Origin of the sequence: Stenotrophomonas sp. AS1 (assembly GCF_048957655.1) — a bacterium.
Lineage (GTDB): Bacteria > Pseudomonadota > Gammaproteobacteria > Xanthomonadales > Xanthomonadaceae > Stenotrophomonas > Stenotrophomonas bentonitica_A.
Window position 1 is genome coordinate 510,287 of the sequence record NZ_JARVXM010000001.1, and the last position, 17,423, is coordinate 527,709.

Below are 17,423 nucleotides of genomic sequence, written 5' to 3' on the forward strand. Positions count from 1 at the left end.
AGCAGGCACGAACGCGTCCACCACGATCCGGCGCGCCGGTGGCTGCGCGACCGGATCCCGACGGCAGCAGGGCGACGGCCCCGGCCATATTGCGACGCGTCATGTAAACGATTACAGGCCCTGCTAGCGTGTGCCCCACCCCGCCGTCGGCGGTCGTTTGAGATCAGGAGCGCGTTGATGGGGCTGCATGCTGACCGTTCAATTGCCGTGCACCGGCCGCGCCGCGTCATGGCCCGCGCCCTGCTCTTCGCCGCCCTCGCCCTGAGCCTGCCCGCGGCTGCCCAGCCCGTGCCGCCGCGCAGCCAGTGGCAGGCCAGCAGTTCCTCGCAGCAGGTGCCGGCGATGGCGGTCAGCCACCTGATCGATGGCGACCCGACCACGGTCACCGGCGGCGCCTTCAGCCCCGGCCACTGGTTCCAGGTGGACCTGGGCCAACCGAGCACGCTCAGCGGCGCGCAGATCACCTGGGATGTGTCCAATCCCGAGGGCTACACCCTGCAGACCTCGCTGGATGGGCAGCAGTGGCAGCCGGCCTACACCATGCGCGATTCACTCGGCGGTATCGAGACGCTCTACTTTGCGCCGCGCCAGGCGCGTTATCTGCGCCTGGCCAGTCCGGAGCGCACCTCGGACTGGGGCGTGTCGATCTTCGAACTGGAGCCGCTGGACAGCACCACCAGCGCGCGCGTGGCCGGCGTGGATGCAAGCCGGGCCGCGGCGCTGTGGCAAGGCGGCAGTGCGGTGGCCGTTCCACCTGGCAAGGACGGTGCGCACGCGCTCGACATCGCATTGCCGCGTGCGGTGTCCACTACCGGCCTGGCGGTGGACTGGGCCGGGGCGCACGGCGCCGCGCGGCTGCAGGCGCGTGATGCGCAGGCGCGCTGGGTCGAGCTTGCGAACGACCCGCAGGCCGGTACCCGGCAGCAAAGCTGGTTGGCCGCGCCGGCTGCCGTGACCGCCACGGCGCTGCGCTTGACGGTGGACGGCGGCGCGCCGCAGGTCGCCCGCCTGCGGCTGCTGGGTCCGAAGGCGGTGATGACGCCGATGAAGCGCTATCAGATCGCCGCCAGCGGTGCGCAGCGCGCGTTGTTCCCTGCGTCGCTGCACCTGCAGCAGACCTATTGGACCGCGGTCGGCATCCATGCCGGCCGGCAGAAATCGATCTTCGACGAGTTCGGCAACATCGAGGCCTTCAAGGGTGCACCGCTGGTGCAGCCGATCTGGCGCAGTGCGGACGGTGTCGCCGCGGGTGCCGCCGGGGCGCCGGTGCGGCACGCGCTGCGCGATGGCTGGAAGCCGATGCCGTCGGCAACCTGGTCGCCACAACCGGGGCTTGAGCTGCAGAGCGAAGCGTTCGCCGTCGAGCTCGACGGGCAGCCGGTGACCTTCGTGCGCCACCGCCTGCGCAACACCGGCACTGCGCCTGTCAGCGGCACCCTGACGCTGGCGGTGCGGCCGATGCAGATGAATCCGCCGTGGCAGAACGGTGGCCTGTCGGCGATCCGCGAGGTCGCCATCGAGGGTCAGCGCGTGCGCGTCAATGGCCGCGCCCTGCTGCAGTCATTGACGCCCGTTGACGCTGCCGGTGCGGCACCGTTCGGCGCGGATGGCAGCACGGAAATCACCACAGCGATCGCCCTCGGCACGCTGCCTGCCACTACGCAGGCACGCGATGCCGAGGGCCTGGCCGCCGCCGCGCTGACCTACCGCATGCAGCTGGCGCCGGGCGACAGCCGTTCGGTGGTGGTCGTGTTCCCGCTGGGCACGGCGCCTTCTGCGAAGGACGGCGCCCTGCCTGAAGCCCCGGCGCTGGATCTGGCTGCCCTGCCGCCTGCACCCGATGCCGCCTACGACGCCCTGGCCAAACGTGCTTCGGATGACTGGCAGGCGCGCCTGGGCCAGGTCGGCCTGCGCCTGCCCGACCCCTCGCTGGTGGACATGCTGCGCGCGCAGGCCGCCTACATGTTGATCAACCAGACCGGCCCGGCGATGCAGCCTGGCCCGCGCAACTACAACCGCTCCTTCATCCGCGACGGCATGGCGACCTCCGCGGTGCTGCTGCGCATGGGCGAGTCCAAGGTGGCGCGCGATTACCTGGCCTGGTACAGCGAGCATGGCGTGCACGCCAACGGGCTGGTCTCGCCGATCCTCAATGACGATGGCAGCGTCAACACCGGCTTCGGTTCGGATATCGAGTACGACAGCCAGGGGCAGTACATCGCACTGGTCGCCGACGTGGCCCGGCTGGATGGCGGCCCGGAATCGGTGCGGGCCTACCTGCCCAAGGTGAAAGCGGCGATGCGCTTCCTGCAGGAACTGCGCGAGCGCACGCTGGTGCCGGGCTACATGGCCAACCAGCCCTCGCCCGAACGCTTCGCCGGGATCCTGGCGCCGTCGATCAGCCACGAAGGCTACCCGTCGCCCACGCACAGCTACTGGGATGACTACTGGGGCCTGAAGGGTTGGCATGACGGTGCGTGGTTGGCCGAGTCGCTGGGCGACCACGAAACGGCGGCATGGGCGCGCCAGCAGTACACCGCCCTGCACGACGCACTGGCCGCGTCGATCCGCGCGACGATGGCGTGGAAGGGCATCGACTTCATTCCCTCCTCGGCCGACCTGGGTGATGGCGACCCCACCGGCGTGTCGATCGCGCTGGATCCCACCGGCGCCCAGGATGTCCTGCCGGCGGACGCACTGCGCACGACGTTCGCACGGTATCTGCAGGACGTGCGCAAGCGCAGCGAACCGGGCGCGCTATACGCCTACACGCCGTATGAAATCCGCAACGTGCTGAGCTACGTGCACCTGGACCAGCCCGAGGCCGCCGATGAACTGCTGCAGGGGCTGCTGCACGACCGCCGGCCGCTGGAGTGGCAGGTGCTGGCCGAGGTGGTGCACTCGCGGCTTCGTTTCCCGCGCTACCTCGGCGACATGCCACACACCTGGATCGGCGCCGAGTACGGCCGCACCCTGTTCGGGATGCTGATGCGCGAGGACGATGACGCGCTGTCGCTGCTGCCGGGCACCCCGCCCTCGTGGCTGGCCGGTGACGGGCTGGCCGTGGACCGGCTGCCGACGGCCCATGGCACCCTGGCCCTGCAGGCACGGCAGCACCAGGGATCGCTTCAGGTCACGCTGGGCAAGGGGCTGCGCACGGGCACCGCAGTGCGGGTCTGGTGGCCGAGCCGCACGCGCCCCACCACCGTGCGGGTGGATGGACGCATGCTCACTGACTACGACGCACGCGGTGTACTGCTCAACCAGCCGTTCCGCCGCCTGGAGGCCACCTGGTGAGGCTGGGGACGGGTCAGACCCCGCCCTCCTGCTCATGCAGGGTGATCAGCGATTCCATCAGATCCTCATCCGCGCTGGCACAGACGGCCAGCAGCACCGCTTCCTCGCAGCCGGTATCAACGATGTAGGCGTGGCCCATCTGGCTGTCGATGTAGATGCCCTGCCCGGTCTCCAGCACCACCGGATCGTAGAATTCGGTGTGGACCTGGATGCGGCCTTCCATCACGTGCACGTATTCCTCGCCCGGGTGGCGGACCAGTTCGCCGAACTCGGCCGTGGTCTTGGCGCGCACCTTGGTGAGGATCGGGATCATCCGCTTGCGGCGCAGTTCCGTGCACAGATAGTAGTAATCGTAGTTGTCGGTCTGCACGCGCAGCGCCTTGTCCAGCGAGCCGAGGCTGCGGCGGGCGGTGACCGGCTTGGGCGCGCTGTCCGAATCCGGTTCGGAGAACAGCTCGGACATGCGCAGGTTCAAACGCTGCGCCAGATGCTGCAGCTTGTCGTAGGTCAACGTCAGGCGGTCGTGTTCGATCTTCGACAACGTGGACAGGGGGATTTCGGTGTGTTCGCTCATTTCCTTGAGCGTCCACCCCTGGCGCGTGCGCAGGCCGCGCAGCAGGGTTCCGAGCGTCGGGCTTTTCGGGCTCATCGACAGGACCTTTGGGCTATTGCTGGTGAAGTTGTGGATACGATACTACGTAGAGATGAATGCCATCCTGATCAGGATGGTTTCTTGTCGCGTTCGCCTCCGATCGCCGCCTCCACTGCCCTGAAAACGTTCCCAATTGCCGCGCAATAGCGTGTTCAGGACAGCCAGACGACACATTTGCCCCGTCGCGCATGACCCGGCGACGATCACGCGCATTTGACAATTCTCTAATCAGGAATATTGTTGTCTGATTGAGATGGTTTTTGGCCCTCCGATGATTCGCTCCGGAGTGCCGCGTCTTCCAGTTCCAGAGGGGATCGTCACATGCGTGCGTTGTCAGGACTTGTCGCGTTGTGTTGTGGGCTGTTGCTGTCGTTCCAGGCCGAGGCACAGCGGCCACCCTCCCCACCCCAGGACGCCCCCGCGCCCGGCGTGGATTCCGTTCCCGGGCTGACTGCCGATGATGCGACCACCTGGCTGGACGGCTTCGTGCCCTATGCCATCGCGCGTGGCGATATCGCCGGCGCCGCGGTGACGGTGGTCAAGGACGGACGGATCCTGGTCCGTCGCGGTTACGGCGTCTCCGACGTGGAGAAGCAGACCCCGGTGGATCCGGACCGCACCCTGTTCCGGATGGCATCGGTCTCCAAGCTGATGACCTGGACCGCGGTCATGCAGCTGGTGGAAGCCGGCAAGCTGGACCTGGACGCGGACATCAACCGGTACCTGGATTTCAAGGTGCCCGAACGCGGCCTGCCGATCACGCTGCGGCAGCTGATGACGCACACCGGCGGCTTCGAAGCCAACATCAAGTACATGTGGACCACCGAGGCGGTGGCCGAGGCCGGGGGCGTCGAACTGGGGCCGTATCTCAAGCGCCGCATACCGGCGCAGATCTTCGCGCCGGGCACCGTGCCGGCGTATTCGAACTACGGCACCAGCCTGGCCGGCTACATCGTCGAGCGCGTGTCCGGCCAGCCGTTCGCCGAGTACGTCCAACAGCACATCTTCGTCCCGCTGCAGATGCAGCACGCCAGCTTCCGCCAGCCCCTGCCGCCAGCGCTGCGTGCGCTGGTCAGCAAGGGCTACGCACTGGGGTCGGGCAAGCCGCGCGAGTTCGAAGTGACGCCGTCGGCGCCGGCCGGTGCGCTGTCGGCCACCGCCAGCGACATGGCGCGTTTCATGATCGCGCATCTGAACGCGGCGGGCGGGCACGACACGGCCATTCTGAAAGCGGCCACCAGCCAGTTGATGCTGACCCCGCAGACGCGCTTCGCACCGCCGCTGAACACCATGGCGCTGGGGTTCTACGAGATCGACGTCAACGGCCAGCGCGTGGTCTCCCACGCCGGTGACACGTACTCGTTCCACTCGCAGCTGTTCCTGTTCCGCGACCACGATGTCGGCCTGTTCATCACCCTCAACAGCGCCGGCGCCAATGGCATCACCGGCCAGATCCGGCGGGAGCTGCTGGAGAACTTCGCCGACCGCTACTTCCCGGCGCCTGCCGTGGTCGCGGCACCGGTGGTCGACGCCGCGCTCGCCAAGGACCAGGCGCACCAGCTGGCCGGGCCGAGCTACCTCGATTCGCGCCGCGCCGAAACCGGTATCGGCCGCACCGGCATCCTTACCCAGACGCGCCTGGAGGCCCTCGACAATGGCAGCCTGCGCCTGCCGCGCATGAAGCAGCCAAATGGCCAGCCCACCACCTTCAAGCCGATCGCACCGTGGCTGTGGCAGGCGAACAACAGCGAGCTGCGCCTTGCCGCCATCCTCAAGGACGGCAAGCCGGTCGGCTTCGCGGTGGACTCGTCCTCCCCGTTCAACGTATTCCTGCGCGCGGAAGGCTATCGCTCCGCGGTGTGGCTCAAGCCAGTGCTGACCGCGGCCGTCGCGGTGTTGGCGCTCTCCGCGCTGGCATGGCCGATCGCCGCGTGGGTGCGGCGTCGCCACGGCCGCGGGCTGGGCTGGCCGCGCAGGACGCTGCTGGCTTACCGCCTCAGCCGCGCAGCGTGCTGGTTCATGCTGCTGGTACCCGCCGTGGCGATGGCGGTAATGGCCTGGGCCTCGGCGGACTTCGCGCGCCTGGATGATCGTCTCGATCCGGCGGTGATCGGGCTCGGCATCGCCTCGGTGATCGCGATCATTGGCGGGATCGGATCCACCGCCTGGAACCTGGTGCAGACCTTCCGCGCCGGACGCGGCTGGCTGGCGCGCCTGTGGGCGGGGCTGCTGCTGATCTCGGCCTGCGTGCTCGCCTATGCCCTGGTCCTGATGGGCCTGGCCGACTTCGCACTCAACCACTGACCCGTAGCCCCGACCACGGGGCTGGAGACATCCTGTGAAATTGACCCTGCAGATCGACTCGCTTGCGTTGCTGGCCCCGTTCCGGATCAGCGGCTACGTGTTCGAGCACGCGCCGGTACTGCGCGTGGAACTGGAAGACGGCGGCCATCGCGGCCGTGGCGAAGCCAGCGGCGTGTACTACTTCGATGACACCCCCGAGCAGATGCTGGCCACGCTGGAGCTGCTGCGTGCGCGGATCGAAGCCGGCATCACCCGTGCCGAGCTGCAGCAGCTGCTGCCGCGCGGCGGCGCGCGCAATGCACTGGACTGCGCACTGTGGGACCTGGAAGCGAGCCGCACCGGCAAGCCTGCCTGGGCCCTGGCCGGTCTTTCGCAGACGCGTCCATTGCTGACCACGTGGACCCTCGGCGCCGATGATCCGGCGACGATGCAATCGATCGCCACCGGCCGCTATGCACCCGCCAAGGCGCTCAAGCTCAAGCTCAGCGGCGACCTGGATATCGATGTCGAACGCGTGCGCGCGGTGCGCAAGGTGCGCCCGGATGTCTGGATGGGCGTGGATGCCAACCAGGGCTATACCGTGGATGCGCTCGATGCCCTGATCCCGGTGCTGCTGGAGAGCGACATCAAGCTGCTGGAACAGCCGCTGCAGCGCGGGCGCGAGGCCGAACTCAAGGGCTTTGCACGGCCGCTGCCGTTCGCGGCCGATGAGAGCGTGCAGGACGCAGCGGAGATCGAGGCACTGGCGGGTCTGTTCGACGTGATCAACATCAAGCTCGACAAGGCCGGCGGGCTGACCGAAGGCCTGGCGATGGTCGGCAAGGCGCGCGCCCTGGGCATGCAGGTGATGGTCGGGAACATGATCGGCAGCAGCTGGGCGATGGGCCCGGCCTTCATCGTGGGCCAGCACTGCGACGTGGTCGATCTGGATGGCCCGTTGTTCCTGAGCGATGACCGGGTGCCGGGCCTGCGCTACGACGAGGGCCTGGTGCACTGCGACGACGCCGTATGGGGCAAGGGAGTTCACGCATGAACACGACATCGCATCGTCCGCGCGCGACCCAGTGGCGCACGTTGATCTCCGGCATGCTGCTGGCATCGACCGCAGCGTTCTCGCCGCTGCATGCCCAGGCGCCGACGCCTGCTGCTGCACCGGTGCCCGCGACCACCGAATCGCCTGACACCATCACGCCCGCGTCGGCGCCGACCGGCATGCTGGATGCGGCCCGGGTCGATACCTTCCTTGATGGCCTGGTGCCCTACCTGATGGCCCAGGGCGACCTCGCCGGCGCCGTGGTCACCGTGGTCGAGAACGGCAGGGTCATCACCGAGCGCGGCTTCGGTTTCTCCGATGTCGAAAAACGCACGCCGGTGGATCCCAACACCACGCTGTTCCGCCCGGGTTCGATCTCCAAGCTGTTCGTCTGGACCTCGGTGATGCAGCTGGTTGAACAGGGCAAACTGGACCTGGATGCCGACATCAACACCTACCTGGACATCAAGGTCCCGGCCAAGGGTGAGCCGATCACACTGCGCCAGATCATGACCCACACCAGCGGTCTGGAAGAGCGCATGCGCTACCTGATCGTGCTGGGTCCGGACCATCCGGCCAACCGCGACAACTACCTCAAGGACTGGGTGCCCAACCAGATCTCCGCACCCGGCACCACACCGGCGTACTCGAACTACGCCACGGGTATCGCCTCGTACATCGTCGAGCGCGTCAGCGGCCAGCGCTTCGAGGATTACGCCAGGCAGCACATCCTGCAGCCGCTGGACATGCAGTACGCCAGCTTCGAACAGAAGCTGCCGGCCGAGCTGCTGCCGCACGCCGCCAAGGGGTATCTGCTGGGTTCGGGCAAAACCTACCCGGCCGAGAAGAACACCGCGCCGGGCGTGGGCGGTCTGTACGCCTCCGGTTCGGCGATGTCACGTTTCATGATGGCCACGCTCAACCACGGCGAACTCGACGGCCAGCGCATCATGCGCGCCGAGACCAACGCACAGATGCTGACCCCGCAGGCGGCGATCCTGCCGCACCTGCCGCGCATGACCCTGGGCTGGATGGCCTCGGACACCGGCGGCTATGACACCCGCTCGCACGGCGGCACGATGCTGTTCTTCTACTCGTGGCTGTGGATGATTCCGGAACGCAACATCGGCGTATTCGTTTCCACCAACAGCGTGGGCCGTGATGCCGCCGGTTCTGCCCTGCGCGCCCAGGTGTGGGAGCGCTTCGTCGAGAACTTCCTGCCGACCCTGCCGATCGAACGCGCCGGCCCGGGCGTGGATGCCGCCACTGCACGCGAACATGCCGCTGCGCTGGCCGGGGTGAACTGGCAGAGCACACGCCGTTCGGACAGTTCGTATCTGCGCATGCTGTCGCTGTTCGCACCGACGCGCGTGCACCCGCAGGAAGACGGCACGATCACCGTTGACGGCCAGAAGGGCCTGAACGGCCAGCTGCTGCGCTGGCGCGAGGTGTCACCGTGGCTGTGGCAGCAGGAAAACGGGCGTGGCCTGCTGGAAGTGAAGGTCAAGGACGGCCGCCCGGTGTACTTCTCCGGCGGTCCGTTCGCCTCGGTGTTCGGCTTCGAGCCGATTCCGGGCTGGCGTTCGCCGGCGTGGCTGCGCCCTGCGCTGTTCCTCGCACTGGGGTTGCTGATACTGTCGGCCGTCCTGCGCATCGGCGGCGTGTTCGTGCGACGTTACTACCGCGCCCTCGCGCCGGTCGAAGGCCGTGGCCTGCGCTGGTTGCAGACGCTGGCGCTCACCACGCAGCTGGGCACCGTGATCGCCTGGGCGCTGTACGTGAAATCGATCGCTGGGCCGGGCGCGATCTCCTCGTACACCAACGGACCGTTGATTCTGGTGCAGGCGTTGTCCTGGCTCAGCGTTGTCGCCGCCATCGCACTGGTCTGGGTGGCGGTCCGCGCGCCGGCCAGCTGGCCGCGCGTGCGTCGTTACGGCGCCTGGGTGGTCGCACTGGCAGGCCTGGTGGTCGCGTTCGTCGCCATCACCCAGCGCCTGATCAGTACCGGCCTGCAGCTCTGACCGCCGGACGCCCCGCCCGATGAGCCTCCAAGCACCGCGCAAGGCCTGGTTCGGGCAACCGCCAGGCCTGACCATCCTTTTCCTCACCGAGATGTGGGAGAAATTCTCCTACTACGGCATGCGGGCCCTGCTGGTCTATTACATGACCAAGCAGCTGCTGTTTTCGCAGGAACAGGCCTCGCTGGTCTATGGCCTGTACACCGCGCTGGCCTACCTCAGCCCGGTGTTCGGCGGCATGCTCGCCGACCGCTGGCTGGGCAAACGGCGTGCGGTGATCCTGGGCGGGGCGATCATGGCGTTCGGCCATTTCCTGATGGCCTTCGATGCACTGCTGTATCCAGCGCTGCTGGCGATCATCCTGGGCAACGGGCTGTTCCTGCCCACCCTGCCCGGCCAGGTCGGCGATCTGTACACGCGCGATGATCCGCGCCGTGGCTCGGCGTTCAACGTGTACTACGTGGGCATCAACCTCGGCGCGTTTCTGGCGCCGCTGGTCTGCGGCACGCTGGGCGAGGTGTATGGCTGGCACGTGGGCTTTTCCGCCGCCGGCATCGGCATGCTGCTCGGGCTGGTGATCTACATCACCGGCCGCCGCCACCTGCCACCGGATCCGCCGCGCAGCGAGCGCGCCACGCTGCCGTTCTCGGCGTTGTGGCAGCCGGCCTACCGGCCCTTGCTGCAGCTGATGACGATGATCGCCGGGTTGATCGTGATCTTCCGCCTGGCCTACGAGCAGATCGGCAACACGATCGCGATCTGGCTCGACACCGGGGTGGACCGCGTGCTCACCGCAGACTTCACCCTGCCGATGACCTGGTTCTTCTCGCTCAATCCGCTGCTGGTGTTTCTGATCACGCCACTGCTGGTACGGCGCTGGACGCGGCAGGCACGCGATGGCCGCGAGCCGGCCGCACTGACCAAGATGGCCATCGGTGCCGCGGTGGTCGGCCTGTCGTTCGCGCTGGTCGCGGTGCTCGGCGGTGAAGCGTCGGCCAAGGTCGGCTGGCTGTGGGCCGCGCTGTTCTTCGCGATCTTCACCTTCGGCGAGCTCTTCATCCTGCCGGTGGGACTGGGCCTGTTCGCCCGCCTGGCGCCGGTGGGCTTCGGTGCCACCATCATCGCGTTCTGGTTCCTGGCCTCGTTTGGCGGCAACCTGCTGGCCGGCGCGGTCGGCACGCTGTGGTCGACGCTTTCCAGCACGGTGTTTTTCGCGCTGATGGCGGGCACCTGCATGTTCGTTGCGGTCCTGCTGCTGCGCCTGGAGCGTCGAGCACGGCCACTGCTCGCCAACAACACAGCCCCCACCCAACCCCCTGCGGACTGACGCCACGCGGCTGTATCAGCCGTGGCTGGCGACCGTGTTTTCTGCCTGACCCCGTCCCTGATTCCGGAGAGACCGCCACATGCGCAAGCCGATCAACCGCTCGATCCTCGCCTCCACCATCACCCTGTGCTGCATGGGCCTTGCCACCACCGCGATGGCGCAGGATGCCGACGCCGATGACAGCCGCAGCACCCCCGATGTCGTGGAGCTGGACCGCGTGGTGGCCACCGCGCAGAAGCGCAGCGAGAACGTCATGGAGGTGGCGGCCGGCGTCAGCGTGATCAGCGAAGAACGGCTGGAAGCGTTCGGTGCGACCCGCTTGAACGACTTCGCCGCCTACGTGCCCGGCTTCCAGGTCGACAGTGGCGGCGCACCGGGCCAGACCACGATGGCGCTGCGCGGTGTCGCGCCGCTCGGCGGCGGCTCGATCATCGGTACCTACATCGATGACACCCCGATCGGCCCCAGCAGCAACAAGCAGCGCGCGACCACCTACGCGCTGGATCTGCTGCCGTATGACATCCAGAGCGTGGAAGTGCTGCGCGGCCCGCAGGGCACGCTGTATGGCGCCAGCTCGATGGGCGGCCTGTTCAAGTACATCACCAAGGCCGCCGACCCGGATGGCTTCGAGTTCCGCGCCGGCATGGACGTCAACGCCACCAAGGAAGCGGGCGACGTGGGCACCGGCGTGCGCACCTCGTTCAACGTGCCGCTGATCGAAGGCAAGCTGGGCCTGCGTGCCAGCCTGTCGCGCCAGGGCACGCCCGGCTATGTGGACCAGCCCGACCTCACCGGCGACGACGCCAGGGACAGCAACGGCTATTACCAGCTCGCCTCCCGGCTGGCATTGACCTGGCGCATCAGCGACACCGCCAACCTGCGCGTGCAGGCGTTGTCGCAGATCGTGGATGCCGACAACTCCAGCGCGGTGGGCCTGACCTATCCGACGCTGGAGCCGATCCGCGGCCCGCTCGAAGGCATCCTGCAACGCGCAACCCCGTACCGGATGGAGACCGACTACTACTCGGCGATCCTGGATTGGGACCTGGGCAACGCTGATTTCGTCTCCGCCACCAGCTTCTCCGAGACCCGCATGGATGAGGTGCAGGACTCCACGCTGGTCTATGGCGTGGCATGGCCGCTGCTGACGCCGTACCCGGCCGGCCAGGCGCAGTTCGATGTATTCCTCGGCACCCGTAAATGGACCCAGGAGTTCCGCCTCAGCTCCAAGGAGAGTGAGCGCTTTGAATGGTTGCTGGGCACCTTCTTCACCGGCGAGAAGAACGCCAACCGCCAGCAGGTGAGCGCCTACGATGCCAACGGCATCCCGCTGCCGTTCAATCCCGGCACCGCCAGCCTGCCCGGCACCTATGACGAGCAGGCGATCTTCGCCGACGTCACCTACAAGTTCAGCCCGCGCTTCGATGTCTCCGCCGGTGTGCGGCATGCGCGCAACCAGCAGGATTTCGAGCAGCACAGCACCGGCCTGCTGTACGGCCCGCGGCCGATCGATCTGGCCGACTCCGCCGATGACAGCGTGACCACGTGGAAGCTGGCCTCGCGCTGGCACCTCAACGACAGCACGATGATCTACGCGCGCTACGCCACCGGCTACCGCCCGGGCGGACCGAACGTATCGACCTCTGGCGTGGTGCCGATGACCAAGGCCGACACCCTGGACAACCTGGAGCTCGGCTTCAAATCGCACTTCTGGGACCGCCGCGCGATGATCGATCTGGCGCTGTTCCGGATCGACTGGGACGACATCCAGGTGCGCGTCTCCGAGAACGGCCTGAGCTGGATGGGCAACGCCGGCAGCGCGCGCAGCCAGGGTGCGGAACTGAGCCTGATGGTGCGGCCGGCCGAGCGCCTCACACTCGGCCTCAATGCGGCCTACATCGATTCGACGATCGGCGACGTACCGCCCTCCAGCGGCCTGGTCTCGGGCAGCCGCATGCCGATGACACCGCGGCTGAGCTGGTCGGGCACGATCGACTACGACGTCGATGTGAGCGACCAGTGGCGGGGCCGGGTCGGTGCCGGCTATCGGGTTACCGGCGAGCGCGTGGCCGGGGCGTACGACATCGACAGCTACAACGCGCTGGACCTGCATGCCGAGCTGACCAACATGACGTGGACGGTCCGCCTGTATGCGCGCAACGCCACCGACGAGCGCGCGTACGTCTCCACCGGCTCGGTGCGCGACGCGCTCAACCGCTATGTCGCGGTGACCGGCGTACCGCTGCAGCCGCGCACGATCGGCATGTCCATCGACTATCGCTACTGAGTCCAGCCACCTGCCATGGCGGCGCCCCGAGCTGCCGCCGGACCACCCGTCGGAAGAGAAAGGTAATAATCCTAATTAGGTTGCATATTCTCTGATTAGGACTTATACAGATCCAACCAGGTCAAACAACAGCGAGCCCCTCGTGAATGCTTCCCCTGCTCTCTTCTCTTCCCCGACCACTGGATCCGCCATGAGCTCGACGCCCACTGCCGCCGTGCAGGCCCTTGCCGCCCTCCCCCAGCCGTACCTGCTGTTCCTGGGCGACACCACCGAAGCCGGCTTCGCCAAGACCGCGATCGGCCTGCATGACTGGGCCCCGGAAGTGTGCGTGGCCGAGTGGAGCCTGCCGGGCTGCCCGATCAGCACCGGCCTGCCGAGCATGACGCCGGCCCAGGCGCGCGCGGCCGGTGCACGTGCGATGGTGATCGGCGTGGCCAACGGCGGTGGCGTGATTCCGCCGCAGTGGCTGCCGGCCCTGGTCGATGCGTTGGAAAACGGTCTGGACCTGGTCAGCGGCATGCACCAGAAGCTGGGTGACATTCCGGAACTGGCGGCCGCAGCCGAACGCCATGGGCGCGAACTGATCAACGTGCGCGTGCCGCCGCGTGGCATTCCGGTCGGCAACGGCCGCAAGCGCACCGGCAAGCGCGTGCTGACCGTCGGCACCGACTGCGCGCTGGGCAAGAAATACACCGCACTGGCACTGGCGCGCGGCCTGCGCGGGCTCGGCGTGGATGCCGACTTCCGTGCCAGCGGCCAGACCGGCATCCTGATCGCCGGCAGCGGCATTCCGATGGACGCGGTGGTGGCCGACTTCTCCGCCGGCGCCGCCGAACTGCTCAGCCCGAATGCGGCTGACGATCACTGGGATGTCATCGAAGGCCAGGGCTCGCTGTTCCACCCCGCCTACGCCGGTGTCAGCCTCGGGCTGTTGCACGGCAGCCAGCCGGATGTGTTCGTGGTCTGCCACCAGCCGGGGCGCAAGCACGTGCTCGGCTATCCGGACTACCCGCTGCCCTCCATCGAGGAAGTGATCGCGTTGACCGTGCAGCTGGGGCGCCGGACCAATCCTGATATCCGCTGCGTCGGCGTCAGTCTCAACACCCATGGCATGACCCACGCAGCGGCGGCGGCCGCCTGTGCCGAAGTCAGCGCGCGTCTTGGCCTGCCGGTGGCCGACCCGATGCGGCAAGATGGGGAATTCAACCGTTTGCTGGAGGCCTGCATCGCATGAAGATGACATCCCGTACCTTGAGCCTGTGCGTGGCGGCATTGCTGGGCCTGAGCCCACTCGCCGCGTTCAGCGCCGGCAAGACCAGCCCGGTGGAAACCGAAGTCGCGCGGCTGGCCACCCTGATCGACGGCAAGGTCGGTGTCTCGGCGTGGCGCCTGGATGGCAAGGGCGAGCAGGTCCATCTGAACCCCGACGAAGGGTTCCCGATGGCCAGCACGTTCAAGGTGGCGGTCGCGGCGGTGATCCTGACCAAGGTGGATGCCGGCGAACTGGCGTTGACCACGATGGTGCCGGTGCCGAAATCGTTCTATGTCGATTCGGAAGTGATCGCGGACCGCTTCATCCATGACGGTGTGAGCCTGTCGGTGCACAACCTGCTGGAGGTCATGCTGACCCAGAGCGACAACACCGCAACCGATGTGCTGGTGGCGCAGGCCGGCGGACCGGCCGCGGTCACCGCCTGGCTGCGCGCGCAGGGCATCGAAGGCCAGCGCCTGGATCGCAACACCCGCCAGCTGCTGAGCGATATCTTCGGCCTCGGCGATGAGCCGTTGACCAAGGAACGCGTCGCCGAACTGACCCTCGATCCGGAGGTGGTCAAGCGAACGAAAGCCGGCAACGAGGCCTTCGACAAGGACCCGCGCGACACCTCCACGCCACGCGCGATGTCGACCCTGTTGACCAGGCTGTTTACCGGCAAGGCGCTGAGCCCGGCCAGCACCGAGGTGCTGGTGCAGATCATGGAGCGTTGCCGGACCTGCAGCGCGCGCCTGCGTGGCAGCCTGCCGCCGGGCACCAAGGTGGCCGACAAGAGCGGCACCGTGGCCGGCACCGTCAATGATGTCGGCGTGGTCACCCTGCCCGACGGCAGCCAGTTCGCGATCTCCGTGTTCGTCAAAGCCAGCAATGCTCCGCGCAGCGAACGTGAGCGTGTGATCGCCGAGATCGCCCGCACCGTGCGCGACTTCTACCTGCTGCAGCCGACGGCCGCGCGCAAGTGACCGCCGCCGCCAGCCGGTTCCAGCGGTACCTGTTGCCCGGCCTGGCGTTCAAGTCCGCCGTGATCGGCGGCGGATACGCGACCGGCCGTGAGCTGGCGGAGTTTTTCCTGCCATCGGGCCCCTGGGGCGGCCTGGCCGCGATGGTGTTGTCGATGCTGATCTGGAGCGTGATCTGCATCCTGACGTTCCTGTTGGCCCGGGCGATCCGGGCCAACGATTACCGCACCTTCTTCCGGCATCTGCTGGGCCGTGGCTGGTGGACCTTCGAAGTGGCCTACCTGGCGCTGATCGTGGTGGTGCTGGCGGTGTTCGGCGCGGCCGCCGGCGAACTCGCCGCGACCATGTTCGGTTGGCCACGGATCGTCGGCACGCTGGTGCTGGTGGCGATCATCACCGGCGTAGTGCAGGCCGGGACCAACGCCGTCGAACGCATGTTCAAGCTGATGTCGGCCTTCATGTACCTGGTCTACGCCATTGCCGCGTGCCTGATCCTCTATCGCTTCGGCGGCGGCGCGATGGCGCAGCTGTCCAACACCCATGAGCTCGGCCAGGACTGGGTGCTCAACGGCGTGACCTACGCCGGCTACAACATGTTCGCGGCGGTCTCGATCCTGCTGGTGGTGCGCCACCTGCTGTGCCGGCGCGATGCGGTGATCGCCGGCGCCCTGGCCGGCCCGTTGGCGATCCTGCCGGCGATCGTGTTCTACATCTGCATGATCGCGTTCCTGCCGGACATCGCCGACGCGCCCCTGCCCTCAGACCTGATGCTCGGCCAGCTGGGCCTGCCGTGGTTCCAGTGGTTGTTCCGGCTGATGATCATGGTCGCGCTGGTCGAAACCGGCGTCACGCTGATGGCCTCGGTGGACGGCCGCATCAGCGTCAACTGGAAGGAACGTACCGGCGCCGCCCCGGGCCGCGGCATGCGGGTGGCGATCATTGCCGCCATCCTGCTGATGGCCGTGTTCCTGGCCGATGGGATCGGACTGGTCGCGCTGATCGCGAAGGGCTACCGGCTGCTGGCGTATGCGATCCTGGCCACCTATGTGGTGCCGCTGCTGGCGTACTCGGCGTGGCAGATCTGGACGCGCCGTGGGCAGGCCTTCACCGCGCCCGTCGGTGAGCTGCCCGATCCGCGTCCTGCGCTGGCCGATGCGCTCGGCGCTCACCCGCCACAGGCAAAGACCAGGAACTGATGCAGTGCGCGTGCCGGCGCGGACAGGTCTTCGTCCGGGCGCCAGACCAGGCCGACTTCCATCGGCGGCACCGCATCGGTGAGGGTGCGCACGTCGATCCGGCGCCCCTCCAGCGACCACGGGCGGTAGACCATGTCCGACAGGATGCTGACCCCGAAGCCGTAGGCGACCATGCCGCGCAGCGCTTCCAGCGACGAGGTGCGGAACACCACGTTGGGTTCGCGCCCGACCGAGCGCCAGTAGCGCATCGCCGACTCCTGCCCTTCGTCCACCATCAGCATGATGTACGGATACGGCTCCACGTCGGCCGGGCTGATCACCGGCAGCTGCAACAGCGGGTGCGACTCGGACAGCCACAGCTGGCGGCGCGAGCGGATCAATACCTGCCGCCGCAGCACATAGGGCTCGGCCATGTTGGAAATGATGCACAGCCCGAAATCCAGGTCACCGCTGCCGACGCCCTGCTCGATCGCGGCACGGTCCATATCGACCAGATCCACCTCCACCTGCGGGTAGGAGCGCTTGAAGCGCGCCAGCAGGCTCGGCAGGAAGTAACCGAGTACGGTGTAGGACGCGCCGATCCGCACCCGGCCCGGCAGGGTGTTGGCCAGGAACATCGGCTCGCTGAGGGCGTCCTGCAGCGTGTCCAGGATGTGCCGCACATGCTGGTGGAACCGATGGCCCTCGGCGGTCAGCCCGACCCCGTGCGGCATGCGGTCGAACAGTTTCAGCCCCAGCGAGGTTTCCAGCTGGGCGACCGCCGTGGTGATCACTGACTGGGAGACGTGCAGCTTGCGTGCGGCCTGTGAGAACTGCCCCAACTCGGCAGCTTCGGCAAAGTACCGCAGCTGGCGCAGGGTCATGTTGGCTGGGATTTGCATGCACGAGCTCCCGCGGAATGAAGATATCTGAATAAACAATACCTCATACGCAATTAAACAAATTTACGATAAGCCGCTGTGCCTCTAGACTTCACATCGGGTGCAATGCGCCATGGCCCCAGCCGCCTTGCAAGCGCTGGTCCTTACCCGCTTCGCGACGAGATCCTGACCGGATGTCGGCGCGCCAACATCGCCA

Annotated in this window: 11 protein-coding genes; 9 read left to right on the forward strand and 2 right to left on the reverse strand. The window is 67.4% G+C overall.

What is annotated here, in order from left to right:
- Nucleotides 1-177 precede the first annotated feature (177 nt).
- Nucleotides 178-3,297 (forward strand): discoidin domain-containing protein, encoded by a 3,120-nt coding sequence (locus PV764_RS02385; RefSeq protein WP_421116127.1) that lies wholly within the window; start codon nt 178-180, stop codon nt 3,295-3,297.
- A gap of 13 nt (nt 3,298-3,310) precedes the next feature.
- Here the strand turns inward: PV764_RS02385 and PV764_RS02390 are convergent, their stop codons facing one another.
- A complete protein-coding gene (locus PV764_RS02390; protein WP_019183064.1) occupies nt 3,311-3,946 on the reverse strand; it encodes a helix-turn-helix domain-containing protein in 636 nt (211 codons plus the stop codon).
- Nucleotides 3,947-4,378: 432 nt separating this feature from the next.
- Here PV764_RS02390 and PV764_RS02395 point away from each other — a divergent pair, with 432 nt between their 5' ends.
- The 8 genes from PV764_RS02395 to PV764_RS02430 all read left to right on the forward strand — a co-directional run bounded on the left by PV764_RS02395 (nt 4,379) and on the right by PV764_RS02430 (nt 16,346).
- Entirely contained in the window at nt 4,379-6,253 is a 1,875-nt protein-coding gene (locus PV764_RS02395; RefSeq protein ID WP_421116128.1) for a serine hydrolase domain-containing protein, read from the forward strand.
- A gap of 34 nt (nt 6,254-6,287) precedes the next feature.
- Nucleotides 6,288-7,286 (forward strand): dipeptide epimerase, encoded by a 999-nt coding sequence (locus PV764_RS02400; RefSeq protein WP_284129500.1) that lies wholly within the window; start codon nt 6,288-6,290, stop codon nt 7,284-7,286.
- Nucleotides 7,283-9,307 carry a serine hydrolase domain-containing protein gene (locus PV764_RS02405; protein ID WP_046273741.1) on the forward strand — a complete coding sequence of 675 codons (2,025 nt, stop codon included), beginning with the start codon at nt 7,283-7,285 and terminating at the stop codon, nt 9,305-9,307. The genes PV764_RS02400 and PV764_RS02405 overlap by 4 nt, the downstream gene beginning before the upstream one ends.
- Nucleotides 9,308-9,326: 19 nt before the next feature.
- Nucleotides 9,327-10,631 carry a peptide MFS transporter gene (locus PV764_RS02410; RefSeq protein ID WP_046273742.1) on the forward strand — a complete coding sequence of 435 codons (1,305 nt, stop codon included), beginning with the start codon at nt 9,327-9,329 and terminating at the stop codon, nt 10,629-10,631.
- A 79-nt stretch (nt 10,632-10,710) separates the two neighbouring features.
- Nucleotides 10,711-12,918 (forward strand): TonB-dependent receptor, encoded by a 2,208-nt coding sequence (locus tag PV764_RS02415; protein ID WP_046273743.1) that lies wholly within the window; start codon nt 10,711-10,713, stop codon nt 12,916-12,918.
- Nucleotides 12,919-13,108: 190 nt separating this feature from the next.
- Nucleotides 13,109-14,152 carry a DUF1611 domain-containing protein gene (locus PV764_RS02420; protein WP_421116129.1) on the forward strand — a complete coding sequence of 348 codons (1,044 nt, stop codon included), beginning with the start codon at nt 13,109-13,111 and terminating at the stop codon, nt 14,150-14,152.
- Nucleotides 14,149-15,153, forward strand: a complete 1,005-nt coding sequence (gene bla, locus PV764_RS02425) for a class A beta-lactamase (RefSeq protein WP_019183071.1) — start codon at nt 14,149-14,151, stop codon at nt 15,151-15,153. Before PV764_RS02420 ends, bla begins: the two co-directional genes overlap by 4 nt.
- Nucleotides 15,150-16,346: a hypothetical protein gene (locus PV764_RS02430; protein ID WP_102788365.1), complete on the forward strand. Its 1,197-nt coding sequence runs from the start codon at nt 15,150-15,152 to the stop codon at nt 16,344-16,346. Before bla ends, PV764_RS02430 begins: the two co-directional genes overlap by 4 nt.
- Here PV764_RS02430 and PV764_RS02435 read toward each other — a convergent pair.
- Complete coding sequence (locus tag PV764_RS02435; protein WP_046273747.1) at nt 16,316-17,227, reverse strand: LysR substrate-binding domain-containing protein; 912 nt, start codon at nt 17,225-17,227, stop codon at nt 16,316-16,318. The genes PV764_RS02430 and PV764_RS02435 overlap by 31 nt on opposite strands.
- Between the last annotated feature and the right edge of the window lie 196 nt (nt 17,228-17,423).

Bases quoted from the DNA above. Each gene is read 5' to 3' on its own strand.
- PV764_RS02385 (WP_421116127.1), top strand. From the start codon at position 178: ATGGGGCTGCATGCTGACCGTTCAATTGCCGTGCACCGGCCGCGCCGC.
- PV764_RS02390 (WP_019183064.1), bottom strand. From the start codon at position 3,946: ATGAGCCCGAAAAGCCCGACGCTCGGAACCCTGCTGCGCGGCCTGCGC.
- PV764_RS02405 (WP_046273741.1), top strand. From the start codon at position 7,283: ATGAACACGACATCGCATCGTCCGCGCGCGACCCAGTGGCGCACGTTG.
- PV764_RS02410 (WP_046273742.1), top strand. From the start codon at position 9,327: ATGAGCCTCCAAGCACCGCGCAAGGCCTGGTTCGGGCAACCGCCAGGC.
- PV764_RS02415 (WP_046273743.1), top strand. From the start codon at position 10,711: ATGCGCAAGCCGATCAACCGCTCGATCCTCGCCTCCACCATCACCCTG.
- PV764_RS02420 (WP_421116129.1), top strand. From the start codon at position 13,109: ATGAGCTCGACGCCCACTGCCGCCGTGCAGGCCCTTGCCGCCCTCCCC.
- bla (WP_019183071.1), top strand. From the start codon at position 14,149: ATGAAGATGACATCCCGTACCTTGAGCCTGTGCGTGGCGGCATTGCTG.
- PV764_RS02435 (WP_046273747.1), bottom strand. From the start codon at position 17,227: ATGCAAATCCCAGCCAACATGACCCTGCGCCAGCTGCGGTACTTTGCC.